Annotated in this window: 15 protein-coding genes and 4 pseudogenes; 9 read left to right on the forward strand and 10 right to left on the reverse strand. The window is 64.9% G+C overall.

Annotated elements, in window-relative coordinates:
• Positions 1-51 precede the first annotated feature (51 nt).
• The 5 genes from MNOD_RS04070 to MNOD_RS48765 all read left to right on the forward strand — a co-directional run bounded on the left by MNOD_RS04070 (position 52) and on the right by MNOD_RS48765 (position 1,996).
• Positions 52-429 (forward strand): hypothetical protein, encoded by a 378-nt coding sequence (locus MNOD_RS04070; RefSeq protein WP_015927571.1) that lies wholly within the window; start codon positions 52-54, stop codon positions 427-429.
• A gap of 413 nt (positions 430-842) precedes the next feature.
• Positions 843-1,052: a cold-shock protein gene (locus MNOD_RS04075; RefSeq protein WP_015927573.1), complete on the forward strand. Its 210-nt coding sequence runs from the start codon at positions 843-845 to the stop codon at positions 1,050-1,052.
• Positions 1,053-1,139: 87 nt separating this feature from the next.
• The gene (locus tag MNOD_RS46060; protein ID WP_015927574.1) at positions 1,140-1,361 is read left to right on the forward strand and encodes a hypothetical protein; all 222 of its coding nucleotides are present in this window, start codon (positions 1,140-1,142) and stop codon (positions 1,359-1,361) included.
• A gap of 3 nt (positions 1,362-1,364) precedes the next feature.
• Positions 1,365-1,727 (forward strand): DUF6481 family protein, encoded by a 363-nt coding sequence (locus tag MNOD_RS04085; RefSeq protein ID WP_015927575.1) that lies wholly within the window; start codon positions 1,365-1,367, stop codon positions 1,725-1,727.
• A 71-nt stretch (positions 1,728-1,798) separates the two neighbouring features.
• On the forward strand, positions 1,799-1,996 hold the full coding sequence (locus MNOD_RS48765) for a hypothetical protein (RefSeq protein WP_015927576.1): 198 nt from the start codon (positions 1,799-1,801) through the stop codon (positions 1,994-1,996).
• A 492-nt stretch (positions 1,997-2,488) separates the two neighbouring features.
• Here MNOD_RS48765 and MNOD_RS04095 read toward each other — a convergent pair whose 3' ends face one another.
• Entirely contained in the window at positions 2,489-2,746 is a 258-nt protein-coding gene (locus MNOD_RS04095; protein ID WP_015927577.1) for a hypothetical protein, read from the reverse strand.
• Between the two features lie 118 nt (positions 2,747-2,864).
• Between MNOD_RS04095 and MNOD_RS46065 the strand changes: the two genes are divergently transcribed.
• Positions 2,865-3,059, forward strand: a complete 195-nt coding sequence (locus MNOD_RS46065; protein ID WP_157091375.1) for a hypothetical protein — start codon at positions 2,865-2,867, stop codon at positions 3,057-3,059.
• A 233-nt stretch (positions 3,060-3,292) separates the two neighbouring features.
• Here the strand turns inward: MNOD_RS46065 and MNOD_RS04105 are convergent, their stop codons facing one another.
• The 8 genes and pseudogenes from MNOD_RS04105 to MNOD_RS04120 all read right to left on the reverse strand — a co-directional run bounded on the left by MNOD_RS04105 (position 3,293) and on the right by MNOD_RS04120 (position 8,928).
• Positions 3,293-4,324, reverse strand: coding sequence for a medium chain dehydrogenase/reductase family protein (locus MNOD_RS04105; protein ID WP_015927579.1), 1,032 nt, complete (start codon positions 4,322-4,324; stop codon positions 3,293-3,295).
• A 193-nt stretch (positions 4,325-4,517) separates the two neighbouring features.
• A pseudogene (locus tag MNOD_RS46070) lies at positions 4,518-4,622 on the reverse strand (IS630 family transposase); the annotation flags it as partial.
• Positions 4,623-4,661: 39 nt separating this feature from the next.
• Positions 4,662-4,934 (reverse strand): annotated as a pseudogene (locus MNOD_RS04110) (IS21 family transposase); the annotation flags it as partial.
• Positions 4,877-5,029, reverse strand: coding sequence for a hypothetical protein (locus MNOD_RS46075; protein ID WP_244424838.1), 153 nt, complete (start codon positions 5,027-5,029; stop codon positions 4,877-4,879). The pseudogene MNOD_RS04110 and the gene MNOD_RS46075, both read right to left, overlap by 58 nt.
• Before the next feature lie 3 nt (positions 5,030-5,032).
• Complete coding sequence (locus MNOD_RS49880) at positions 5,033-5,164, reverse strand: hypothetical protein (protein WP_280113446.1); 132 nt, start codon at positions 5,162-5,164, stop codon at positions 5,033-5,035.
• 715 nt (positions 5,165-5,879) lie between these two features.
• Positions 5,880-5,966, reverse strand: a pseudogene (locus MNOD_RS46080) (MucR family transcriptional regulator); the annotation flags it as partial.
• 183 nt (positions 5,967-6,149) lie between these two features.
• On the reverse strand, positions 6,150-6,848 hold the full coding sequence (locus tag MNOD_RS04115) for a response regulator (RefSeq protein WP_015927580.1): 699 nt from the start codon (positions 6,846-6,848) through the stop codon (positions 6,150-6,152).
• Positions 6,849-7,263: 415 nt separating this feature from the next.
• On the reverse strand, positions 7,264-8,928 hold the full coding sequence (locus MNOD_RS04120) for an IS1182 family transposase (protein ID WP_015927581.1): 1,665 nt from the start codon (positions 8,926-8,928) through the stop codon (positions 7,264-7,266).
• A gap of 354 nt (positions 8,929-9,282) precedes the next feature.
• On the opposite strand from MNOD_RS04120, the pseudogene MNOD_RS04125 reads away from it, so the two are divergent.
• The 3 genes and pseudogenes from MNOD_RS04125 to MNOD_RS04135 all read left to right on the forward strand — a co-directional run.
• Positions 9,283-9,996 (forward strand): annotated as a pseudogene (locus MNOD_RS04125) (IS66 family transposase); the annotation flags it as partial.
• Positions 9,997-10,435: 439 nt separating this feature from the next.
• A complete protein-coding gene (locus tag MNOD_RS50490) occupies positions 10,436-11,134 on the forward strand; it encodes a sensor histidine kinase (RefSeq protein ID WP_083786303.1) in 699 nt (232 codons plus the stop codon).
• Positions 11,131-11,802, forward strand: a complete 672-nt coding sequence (locus MNOD_RS04135; protein WP_015927583.1) for a response regulator transcription factor — start codon at positions 11,131-11,133, stop codon at positions 11,800-11,802. The genes MNOD_RS50490 and MNOD_RS04135 overlap by 4 nt, the downstream gene beginning before the upstream one ends.
• A 209-nt stretch (positions 11,803-12,011) precedes the next feature.
• Here the strand turns inward: MNOD_RS04135 and MNOD_RS04140 are convergent, their stop codons facing one another.
• The gene (locus MNOD_RS04140; RefSeq protein ID WP_015927584.1) at positions 12,012-12,314 is read right to left on the reverse strand and encodes a hypothetical protein; all 303 of its coding nucleotides are present in this window, start codon (positions 12,312-12,314) and stop codon (positions 12,012-12,014) included.
• Positions 12,315-12,581: the final 267 nt, after the last annotated feature.

Consider the following 12,581-nt stretch of genomic DNA (forward strand, 5'->3'; position numbering starts at 1 on the left):
GCGGCGGGCAAACCGTGTCATGGTGGCCCTGGAAGCAGACAGGCAGGGCCGATGACGGACCGCTCGATCGAACTGGACGAGCGGCGCGGGATGGCCGCTCAGAAGGCGACGAATCTTCGCCGCAGACGCGCTGAAGTCGAAGCCCAACATGCCGCGCTGGCTGCGCGTCAGCAGGCTCTTGAAGCCAATCTGTTCGCGGCAGAGGCCGCGACGTGGCCCGAGGCTGCAGCCAGAGCGCGCTACCTGCTTGAGCGCTTCGCCGCTTCGTTTGCCTGCGAGGATCCTCGCCTGCAGAGCATGATTGCCGCCGTGCTTGCCGACTTCGCACGCCTATCAGCGACCACCGAGCCCGATGGACGGGACGTGAAGGCCAACCTACCGGATCAGGGAGACCCTCATGAGCAGCGATCGCAAGCGCGGGAACCGTGAAGCGAAAAAGCCGAAGAAGGAGAAGCCCAAGACCATCGCGGCTGCCCCGAGCACCAAGGGACAGATCGTAACAACTGCCAGGCTGAGCACGAAACGCTAACTCATTCAGTCTCTTGCGCGTACTCGCTTGGCCATGCGGGTCACCGGACCTGACTGTGGATCAAGCCCTCCTGCCCCTCGCGGCCGCCGGAACAGAAGGGCGCCGAGATCTTTTGGCCTGGGCGCCTTGCCATCAGGGCTGAAGCGGCCCATACTAAATCTATCGATCTTTGGCCGGACTTTCGGGCCCTCCGCCCCGCTTTCGCTGGGCGCACGCTCTGACACTCTCTCCAAATCTATCGATGAGCCGAGACTTGGCGGCGCTGAGCGCGCGCCAAGCTCATGCGCACACATGCGAAACTATAGGTACGACTATGAGCATCGGAACCGTGAAGTGGTTCAACGGCCAGAAGGGCTTCGGTTTTATCCAGCCGGATGACGGCGGCAAGGACGTATTCGTCCACATCTCCGCCGTTGAGCGGTCGGGCCTGCACACCCTGTCCGAGGGCCAGAAGGTCTCCTACGAGCTCGAAACTGACCGCCGCAGCGGCAAGCAGTCCGCCGGTAATCTCCGGGCGGCGTAGCCTGTCCGCAGCAGGATGCAGGTGTCACCACCTGCATCCCTCTTCTGCTCTTCGCGAGCGGCCTTGAGTTCTAATAGGCGAAATTGAGTGAATTTTACCTTTATTCCTGATTCAAATCGTCAACCTGCGGCAATCGAACCAGCGACCTTTCAGGTGCGGCAGATCTGGCAGCAGCTCGACAACGACCGAGTCGATGTCAGCCATCTGATTGACCGGACCTATGGCTACCATTCGGTGCGGGAGTTGCGCTGGCACCTCGCCGACCGGTTCTCAAGCCCGGTTCGCTCTCTCAGCCTGAGCCGGATCTAGCCCATGAGCAAGTTCAAGGAAGAGCCGTTCGGCACCAGGCTGAAATCAGCCGCCGACGCGAAACAAGCCATGCTGGCCCGCTTTCAAACGCGGTCTACGGGAGACGACGCTGCCCTGGCGTCGCGCCGTGCCGAGCGGCAGGCGATCGTCGAGGCGCGCAACATTCGGCTGGCCGAGCGGGAGGCCGCCCGCCGGGCAGAGGCAGCCCGTGTGGAGACCGAGCAGGCCCGTGTGCGCGAGCAGGAAGCGGCAGATCAGGCGCGCGACGCCGCCGAGGCCTCGGCCCGTGCGCTGGCGCTTCAGGCCGAGCAGAAGGCCGCGCGTGATGCCCGGTATGCGGCCCGCAAGGCGCGCAAACGCGGCTGACTGCCCAGTGCCGTCCAGGCATGCCCCAGGGACCGGCCCACCATCGCTCACGTTTCGGAGATATTCATCCCATGTCGCACAAGTTCAGGCTTCATCAACGCGTACAGATGGTGCGAGCCGGGTTCTCTGATGCCCAGGCGCCCAGCGGGGAGATCTACGAGATCGTGCGATTGATGCCGGAGGACCGCAGTGGGGAAGCCTCTTATCGCATCCGCTCTCGCATGGCCGAACGGGCGGTTCGGGAGAGTGAAATCGCTCCCGTCCGTTGAGCGTTCGTCTGAAGGCAGCCTGAAGAGGACATCGGTCTTCGCCTAAACGGCTCCCATTCACGCCAGCCCGCCTCCCGGTCACGGGCGTTTGATCGGGCAATTCGAAAAGAGACCAGCTATGGCCAAGAGCCCTATCACCGGCGCAGCCCGCAGCCCCTCTGATGAGGAGTTCAAGCAGCGCCTGGCGCGGCTTGCGCCAGCGCCGGTCAAGACTGCCCTGGAAGCCGCTCCTCGGTCCTCTGGGGGCAAGTCGGTCCACAGGCCGAGATCCACTGAGACATCGACCCAGGATGCTTCCGACGAAGCGTGACGCATCAGCGCAGGTGCTGACCCGAGACCGGCGTGACATATCCCGGCTGTGAGGTTTGCGATGCATCCCGGCACGCTCACTTCCACGAGTGAGCCCCGGTCGCAATATGTGCGCTGTCACATTCTCGCAGGTGGGCGTGCCCGTGAGCACGCCCCGGTGCAGGGTACAAGGCCCTATCGATGCTACACTGGCCTCGCCAGCAGAATCGCGGTCCGCACCGCCATGCGCCGCTGCGCCTCGGGCGCACTCTCCCGAGCGAGCACCTCGCGGACATAGGGGTGGGCCAGCACGACCGCGGCAAGGTCGAGAGCGATCCCCTCCGCGATCAGCCGCATGCCGAGCGTCGGGTCATCGAGGTACTCACGGGCGGCCGCGTCGATCTGCTCGTCCGTGACGTGCGTGAGCTTGTACGGCTCGCCAAGGGTGGGTGTGTCGGGCATGCGCTCACTGTAAATAGACCTGTGCGCGTCTCGACGGAGCTACTATTCCTGGTAGCCTACTGTGACGCATAGGCCCGCGATGTCGTATTTCGAGCGACCCGCGCACAGATCTCATTATATGATCCATCCCACTACCGTGGCGGCGGTGCCGACCGTCATACCGATCGTGGCGACCAGGATCAGACGGGCTGCGACCCCGGGCGGCAGGGGATTGTCATTGCTCGGGCGCGGCAATGTCCGGGGCCAGCGGCGCCATTTCCGCACCGCCGAGGGCGCAGCTGCAATCTGGACAGCAGCCGGCGTGGCGAACTGATGGCGGCAGGACATCGACGGCCTCCTGGGCAAATCAGTCCGATCAAGGTAAGCTTAACAATACGCGGCAGGCAACTCGTCTGCCGGAGGGCTTTGATCAGCCCCCACGGGGTGGTCGGTTTGGAATGTTAGTGGACCGTGGGTCTTCCCACCACGGGAAGCTTGGCTTGCCAGGCGATTGGACGAGCGCTGCCGGCCAAGCGGTTAGGGCAGGGATGAACACCTCCGGGGCAGTCAACCAAGATCCGGGCACAGGACCAGCTTGCCCTCGAGACTGCCCGCTTCGAGACGGCGATGCGCCTGGGTGACCCCGTCAAAAGAGATCCGCTCGGCCACGCGCGGCCGGATGGTGCCGGCCGCTAGCAGCCCGAAAAGCCGCTCCAGGTCCTCTCGGAACCAAGCGGGATGTCGCGCTCGCATCAGATTGATCGAGTACAGGCGGATGCGCTTTCCACCAGGCAGCCACCCCAGCAACAACCTCCAGAGATACAGACGCGACATCCAGAGCGACATGGTGAACAAGCGGCGCTGCGGCTGCACCATTGCTGTGTAGCCGTAGGCGCAGACCAGACCGCCGCGCCGGAGCGCCGCGAACGAGCGGCGATAGCTGTCCTCGCCGATCCCGTCGAACACGACATCAAACCCGCCCGGCAGGACGCGCGTGAAGTCCTCGCGTTGGTAGTCGATCGGCCGGGCGCCGAGTTCACGGACGAGCCCGGTGTGCTCGCCGCGTGCGGTGCCCCACAGCTGAAGTCCGGCCATCCTGCCGAGCGTCAGCAGTGCCTGACCAACAGCACCGGCAGCTCCCTGCACGAGCACGCGCTGGCCTCGCTGCACCCGGGCCGTGCGGTGAAGGAGCTGGTAAGCGGTCGTCCAGCTCAAGGTCAGAGCGGCCGCTTCTGCCGCGTCGACCCCCGGCGGCACACGGGTGAGGTCGTCGGCCCGGAGCGTGCGATAAGCGGCGTTCGAGCCGACGACCGTCATATCGGCCACGCGATCGCCAAGCTGGAATCCCCTCACGCCATCACCGAGCTGATCGATTTCTCCGACCACGTCGTAGCCCAGCACGAACGGCGGCCGGAGGTGCATCGTTTGCGGGTAGAGATGACGCCGGATCGTGACGTCGGTGTATTCCAAGCCCGAGGCGAGCACGCGCACCCGCACCTCGCCCGGGCCGGCCGTCGGCATGGGAGCATCGACCACTTCCATCTCGTCGGGACCGCCGAAGCGCCTGACGCGAACGACCCGATTGCGCGGCTCCCTCATGGGCGTCCTCCTTGCAACCTCATGACCCGGTGCAAGGACGCGAAAAGCATCCATGAACTCCCCACCGACGGTATCATCGCCATACCGAATGGCGGGGACTCGAGCAGCATCCTAATTTGTTCGCCTGCAAAGCCGCTTTGATCCTAATCAAACCAGCCTATTCATGCTGACCCGCACCTAGAGCGGCGCCCGATCAGGTTGAAGCGCAAGCATCGTCCTCGTATCCGGCGGCCGCGAAGGAGTTGCGGCCCTCCTCGGGCGAGAAGTGCGTGAAGGCTTGGCGGATCGCCTGCCATAGTCGATGGCCTCCAGCGCGCTGATCTCGCCGTGCTCAGCGCCGGAGCTGGTCGTTCAGGTCCTCCAGGTTGCGGCAGGTGCGCGCCAGGAAGAAGTCCTGGCGGATGGAGCGGAAGGGACGCTCGACCTTGCCCGTGGTCTTGGCCCGGTCAGCCTGGCAGGCCTTCGGGTGGAAGCCGTAGTGGCGCGCCAGGCCGATGAGGCTGGAGTTGTAGACAATCCCGCCCTCGTCGCCCTCGCCAACGACCGCCGTCTTCATGCGATCGTAGAGCAGGGTGCGAGGCGCCCCGCCGAGAGTCTCAGGGCATCGGAGCGCCGCTGCAGGTAGGAGACCGCCAGGAGCGCGAGCGCGAGCAGCCCCCACGGACCGTAGTCCTTGAGCAGACCGGCGAGTTCGAGGGCCGTCACGGCTCAGCGCTTCACCACGCTCGGCAGGATGGCGCTGAGTTGCGCGTCCTTCTGCTGGCTGGAGCGCGACGAGCCGAGCCAGAAGGCGATGGCGGTGCCCAGCGCGAGGTTGGCTGCGCCATAGGCTTGGCTCAAGAGCTGGTAGACCGCTCGGGGATCTCGCCCTGGATGAAGTAGAGTGTGCGTCAGCCCAGGGCGAAGCGGACGCGCGCACGGTGGTGGCCACCGCCGCCGTTCAGTCCAAGGCGAGCCCCTTCACCACCCTGCTCAGCACCATCACCGGCTGACAGCCGCCCCTCTCAGACCAGAGCTACGTTCACGAGGTCAGCGGAGGACCGATATGGGACTGGGCTTGGAGAGCAGAATGCCGCGGGAGTGGCAGCTCACGCGCAGAGGTGCTGGGTAGCGCTGTTACCCGTAGCGTACCCCGGCGCGAGTGCTGGGATCGTCAATTTAAGCTAAGTCTTTGATTTGATTGGTGGTGCTGCCAGTCAGCTGCAAACCAATCTGGTCGACCAAAACACGGAAAACGCGGAAATTCGGTCAAAGTGGCGCGTGATCGCCAGCCGCCAGCACCGGGAATTTTCGCGACGTCAGAGACTTAGATTGTAATCCAGGGCGCAAGAGCGTTCTCAGAACAGCCACGGAACAGCGAGCGCCGAGAGCGAAAGGCATCTCATCTGCGAGGTTCGGTGATGGGGAACGTGGGTTCAGATGGAGGCCGGCTGCGGCAAAGGCCAGGCTCAGCCCCCTCCCCCATCGGATGCATCGCTTCCTTTCGCGGCTCCGGCGTTTGGCAGTCTTCCGGCCAAGTGGGCGAGGCTGACCTAAAGCGACCCCTCGCAGCGCATGTTAGCCCGCGTCCGGCAAGGTGCCGCCTGAGCGTCTTGTAGGGCTTGCCGTCCTCCAAGCTGATGATGGCGTCCGGGGTCACGCTCCCGCAGGTCTCCCAGGTGCGCTCTCATGTAGAGTTCCGCCAAGCGCGTTAACGGTTTGTTAACAACTTCATGCATTGTATCATGGCAGCGGAGCGCTGGATGCCTGACTGGGTCGGGCCGGAGGCAACGCCTTGGTCAGCGCTCCGCCCTTCATAGGCCCAGTTGGTATCCGAGTGCTTGGTTCAGGCTTCGGGCACTGAGCTACCGGACTCGGTTCTGAACCAGCCCTGCGCCATAGCGTACTGCACAATCTTCGCACGCGTGCGAATGTCGAGCTTCTCGCTCGCTCGCGTCCTGTAAGTCTCAATCGACTTCGCCGTGATGCCGAGCTTGCCCGCGATCTCTTTGTTGGTGAAGCCCAGCGCGATCAGCCGGATGACCTCGCGCTCGCGGTTCGTGAGACTCGCCGAGAACCCGTCAATTCCGCTCGTCCGCGTCGCTGGCGGGCCGCCTGCTGGCACAAGCTGCCCGGCAATGGTGGGATCCAGGTACAAGCCGCCGGTGCGCACCGCCCGGATCGCGTGGAGCAACGTCTCCGGTGCCGAGCGCTTGAGCACGTAGCCGCACACACCGGCCGCTAAGGCCCGCTGGGCACAGATGGGCTCCTCCGTCCCGCTCAGGATGATAACCCGCGTGCCGGCGGCCCTTTCGGCGAGCCGTTGGCGGATCTCGCTCCCATGCAGGCCGGGCAAGGCGACGTCGAGTATAGCAATGTCAGGTTGCAAATCGCTGGCGAGACGCAGGGCTTGGGCGCCCGATATGGCTTCGCCGATGATTGAGAGATCGGGTTCGTGCCGCAGTAAGTGCTGCACACCGCGAAGTAGAAGAGGATGAGCATCTGCTACCAGGACGCGAGTACAGCTGTTTTCTTGCAATGTCATCCCGGTCTCCTCGCCGTCGTGAGAGCCGCACCCAACAGTGAGCAGGCAAGCCCGCTCTGATTAACAAATGTTAGACGCGTTCAGGATGGGCCATGACCTGCATGTAGATTGCATCTAGTCTGTTCTCACTGCACTGCAGCATGAACCCTATGCCGACGTCAAGTGCTGGACGAGGATTACAATTGCGAGAGATCTCAGGCGCGCCGTCAAGCGCAAGCCGATCGGGAGCAATGATGTGCCTAAGTTGATTTCCATCGGACTCGTGCTAGATGCACGGGCGTGGAGCGCCGGATGCCTGACGCAGTTGGGCCAGAGGCAGCGCCTTGGTCGGCTCTCCACTTCCTAATCTGTAGCCACCGAAGTGAAACTGGCTCTCCTGCATTTCGAGTTTGGTGGCGAATTCGGTGCGGCTCAGTCAGGCCGCGAGTGGATGCAGCCGCGCAAAGGCTGAGTGCCGTGTTTGCGCCTTCGGTTCGTCCGCCAGCCACCGCAGCAATCGCGCCAAGTTCATCACCGCTGCCGTCATGAGGTGGGCGAGGTGCGTCTTTGCGTGCCCGAAGTACGGCGTCCGCCGAAGCCGAGATGACCGCACGCCCTGCGCAATCGTGCCCTCGACGCCGGCCCGCCGCGCGTACTCGGCTGCGAAGTCCGCGGTCTGCTCCCGCGCCCGCCCGACGCGTAACGCCTCGTGTTGGGCCTCGGGGCGGATCGTGATCGCCCGGCGTGCCGAGGTCGAGCGCGTGCACTGCGGCCGGAGCGGGCACGCCTGGCAGTCGGCGACTGCGAACTTGATCTTGATCACCGGCGTCGTGCCGCGGGCGAGCGCCAGCGTCCAGCTTTGGCTCCCCTTGCCGGCCGGACACGTCGCACGCTGCTGAGCGAAGTCGATGGCGAAGTCCCGCGCGGCGAACCCGGCGCCGGCCTGGACCTGCCACGGTCGGTCGCCGCGCGTCGGGCCGATCAGATCGACCCCGTAGCGCTCCCGGGCGTCAACGAACAGCGCCGCGTTCACGAAGCCGGTGTCGGCGATGGGGGTCTTCGGGAGCAGGTCCCGTGCGTCGAGCGCCGCGTGGATGGTCGAGGGCGTCGCGTCGTCCGAGACCGCGGCGGTCGTCGTCTCGACGTTGGTGATCAGGTTCGGGGTGCCCTCGTCGCACGTCTCGGTCAGCTGCACCTTGTAGCCGCTCCACACCGTCGCGCCCGTGGTCGCGTAGCGCGCCTCCGCGTCGTCCGGCGAGCCAATGGACCGACCCGACGGCGGCCCCTGATCGTTCGTGCGCCAAGCGACGCGGGGGCCCTCCGGCCCGTGCTCAACGAGGAAGTTCTGCACCCAGACTTGTCGCACAGTCTCGAGGGCAGCGACGTCCCGCAGGGCGGGCGGCGCGCCGTCCGCCGTGGCGAGAGCCAGCAACGTGAACCCATCGACGCCGGTCTGCACCGCCCACGCCCGACGCCCGGCCTCGCTCTTCGGCAGCCGGAACTCGCTCGCCCGAAGCCCGTACCGTTCGACCCACGTCGGGGTCGTGCACGCGCGCAGCCAGTCGGGCGCCGCCGTCGCCAGCGCGTTCAGCGCGCGGCGCAATGTTTCCCCGACGACTTCGAGCCGGCTCATGGTGCGCATCGCCCCGAGGACGTGCGTGGAGTCGCTGCGCTGGCGTCCGCCGCCCTTCAGCAGCCCGCGCCCTCGCGCCAGTTCGAGGGTCGCGTCGAGGAGCCGGCTTTCCGCCCCGTGCGCAAGAAGGCGCGTGCGGAACTCGCTCAAGACGGTGTGGTCGAAGCCGACGTCAGCCAGCTCCTGGCACAGCAGATACTTCCAGTCGATCCGCGTGCGGACCGCGTCAGCGGCTGGCCGGTCGGTCAGCCCCTCCCTGAACTGCAGGAGCGTCGCGAGCGCGAGCCGGACCGGCGCCTCTGCGGGCCGCCCCCGGGCCGGGAACAGGTCGGCGAAGTCGCGATCCTCAACGACCATGTGCAGGTCGTCGTACAGGCGCATGACCGGAGTGCCAGTCGGAAAGAGCGCCCGCGCGACCTGCGCGGTCTGGTCCGGCACGACGTACGTGCGCGTCGTGTCGAGCGACATCACCCACCCCTGGCTGGCTTGGGGCCGCATCGTCGCTGAGATGCGGCGCGCGAGCCGTCCTCTCATCGCAGGAGCCGCGCCGAATTCGCCACCAATATCATTTCTGATGCAGGCACGGCGGTTCGCGCGGCGAGCACGCGGGCGCGGAGCAAATCGAGCTTGGCTCGCCCGTACATGGTCCGCTTCAGCGAGTTGCGCGCCGCCCTGAACGAGCGCGGCATTGGCATCGACCAGAGTTGACCTACCCACTCAGCCCGCCGCGGCGAGCCGTGTTGTGTCGGATGCCTGTCTGAATTTCCCGCATGGGACCCCGCGTTGATTTTAGGCACGGGCCAGATGGCCAGTGTCGCCGCCGGCGGTGAGGCGGCACTGGCCAAACTGCGGCAGGCCGAGGTGGTGACCTGCGACGAGACCGGCGTGCGGATCGAAGGGAGCACCAGCTCCCACTGGGTGTTCCGCTGCGAGGAGGCGGTGGTGCATCACGCCGCGCCGACGCGGGCGGCTTCGGTGGTGCGCGAGGTCATGGCCGGGCATCGGCCGGCGGCATGGCTCTCTGATCGCTACTCGGCCCAGCAGGGGCATACGGACCGCCAGCAGACCTGCCTGGCGCATCTGGCGCGCGACGTGACCTACGCGCTGGAGACGGGCAGCGATCCGGTGGCGCTGCGGCTCAAGCTGTGGCTGGAGAAGGCCTTCGCTCTGGCGCGCGACATCACGCGGTTGGCCACCTCCACCGTGTCCACCAAGCGCCGACAGCTAGAGCGAGCTCTGGCCGAGATCCTTGGCGCTCCGGTGACCTGCGATCTGGCGCGCGAGATCCAGGCCAAGATGCGCCGCGCCCGCGATCAGCTGCTCACCTTCGCCGCCTTCCCCGGCCAAGTCGCCGCGACCAACAATGCCTGCGAGCGCGATCTGCGGCCAGCGGTGATCCAGCGCAAGGTGACGAACGGCTACCGGGCGATGTGGTCGGCCAAGGGCGAGGCGGATGTGCGCACGGTGATTGCCACCGCCGCCCTCCAGACGAACGCGCCCGCCTTTGCCACCCTGCTCACCACCATCACCGCCTGACCGCCCTCAACCTCACCCCGCCAGCATGAAGGGCGGCGCCCCCGGCCGTGCACCCTGCAAAATCCCCTGAGTAATTACCTTATTTTGTCTCACCGCCGAGAAATGCAGTATCGTTTCCCTTGGAGGAGGCTTTTCCACACGAGGAATGCAACAGCACGCCCCCGAATATGGGTGGCATTGATTGCGCTTCGCAGCAGCGGTATTAACGCCGAGCGGTGGTCGCGTCGGAATCACAGGAGAGCTGATTGCAAAAGATCATGTGCAGTATGACACGGCTTACTTCACGAGCAGGTCGGCTGCCGTGCCGACCTCGCGCGGGCAGCAGCATTGATCTGCCGGTTCTATCGGACCGGCCGGCGTGCGCTCCTGTTCTGGCGTGACTCTCGCGACCCAGCGCCTGCTCAGGCAGCGAAAACGCCTGCGCCGGCAGCTTCGGCAGATGGCGGGAATCGTCGACGTGCTTCGCCAGGATCGCGCCGCGGCTCTCCAGTGCGCGGCATGCATCCGGGAGGAAGAAAGGGTTCGTCTGTCCCGTGAGCTGCACGATCAAGCAGGCCAGGGGATCGCTGTTCTCAAGCTTACGCTCACGCGGCTCAAGCAGCGCCTTCCGCCGGAAGCCGCAGGAAGCCTCGACAGCGCGATCGATCTCGCGGACCAGCTCGCGCGGGATCTCCATCGAGTCGCGGCGGGGCTTCGTCCGGCGGTGCTCGATCATGTTAGACTCGTGCCGGCGTTGCGCGCCCTGATCTCCGACTGGGAGGTCGCCAGCGCATGTCGGGTTGCATTCACGGTTACGACCTGCGACGTGCCGCTCGCTCCAGCCGTAGAGACGGCACTCTACCGGGTCGTGCAGGAGGCCCTCACGAACATTACCAAACATGCATTGACGGTTGATCAGGTATCCGTCACGGTGCGTTGCACAACAAGATGCATAGCCGTAATGATCGAGGACAACGGGGCAGGTTTCACATCCGCGGCTGTTAAAAAGGGGGCAAATCGAGGCCAGTCAGATGCACACGGCCTCACTGGAATGAACGAGCGAATCGCGGATCTTCAAGGACGGCTGGAGATTGAGACTCGACCGGACGGAGGGACGCGAGTTGTGGCGCGAGTTCCTTTGAAGGGACACCTGACATGAAGCTCTCTGCCGACAAGTACGTACGGGTACTTCTCGCTGATGATCATCCGGTGTTTCTAGGCGGCGTTCGCGCTCTGCTAGAAGACGCAGCCGATGTTACAATCGTGGGCGAGGCGACTTCGGGATCGCGCGCGCTGCGCTTGATCACCGAGACGCGGCCCGACGTGGCCGTGCTCGATGTGGCGATGCCCGAGATGCACGGGATCGCCGTGGCTCAGCATCTCGCAGCTGAGGTCTCCCCAACTCGCGTCGTCATCTTGAGCGTGCACGAGGATCGCACCTATGTGCGCGAAGCTCTGATAGCGGGGGTCCGGGGTTATGTGCTGAAGCGCTCCGCGGGCGAGAACCTGGTCCAGGCCGTCCGGGCAGTCAGCGGGAGCGGCCTCTATATCGACCCCGCCATCGCCGATCGCTTCGTTTCGACAAGCGACATCATGCCGCGCACAGGAGCGCGCACGGTCCCGATGCTCACCGACCGAGAGCGGGAGGTCGTGCGGCTGATCGCCCTCGGATTCACCAACAAGGAGGTCGCGAGCAAACTCGGTGTCACGGCAAAGTCCGTCGAGACCTACAAGATGCGCGCGACCGAGAAGCTCGATATTCGTACTCGCGCCAAGATCGTCCAGTACGCGATGCTGCAGGGTTGGTTTCAGTCGCCGATGCAATGATCTCAGTTAGAGAAACGACGCACGGGAAGACATAATTGCGATGTTGATACGCATTGCTCTCGGACACGTCAGTGTTCAGCGCTAACGGCTGATCTGAGAGCGAGTTGTTCGCATGGCAGCGTGACAAAAGGCAGCGGCATTTCGCGAGCTTGGTCCAGAGATCTCTCTGCGACACGCGTCCAAATAAGCGGACCTGTGCCCGACGAAACTCATTGGTTCCGGGTCTCGTCCTGTGCCGACTGCTGGGTGACGTCGGCCGACGGCTCCTTAAAAAAACGCATCAGACTGGCACGCAGGATGACGCCCAGCCCGTAGCCCACCTGCAGAGCGACAACCGCCACGATGAGGTTGACGGGGAGCGGATGCGATGTGTCGAGGCCAACGAGCGGAAGCCCGCTCGCCGCGACGATGGCCAGCAGGGTCAACCCGAGCACCGCCAGGAGCGCCGGCACGCGGGCGAAGATGCTGAGGGTCGCGCCCGCGAGGGTAAGGCAGACCGCAAACGCCAGCATCCTCAACTCCGACTTCCCGCGATCGGGCTCGCAGGCCTGCGGTCTGCCCGATCGAGACGCCCCCGCGGACCACTCATACCGCACCGCGCGCCGGAAACCCAAGAGGAGCAGACTTCGCCTTCGTCCGCTGCCCATCTTCCGACGCCGTCAGGAAAACCCCGACAGATTGACCAATCTAACCTTACACCAAGAACCCCGAAATAGGCTGGGCAACAATCTCCCCCTTTGATAGTTAATTTGTTGCTAACGCACAACACAGCGCGTGAA

Origin of the sequence: Methylobacterium nodulans ORS 2060 (genome assembly GCF_000022085.1) — a bacterium.
Lineage (GTDB): Bacteria > Pseudomonadota > Alphaproteobacteria > Rhizobiales > Beijerinckiaceae > Methylobacterium > Methylobacterium nodulans.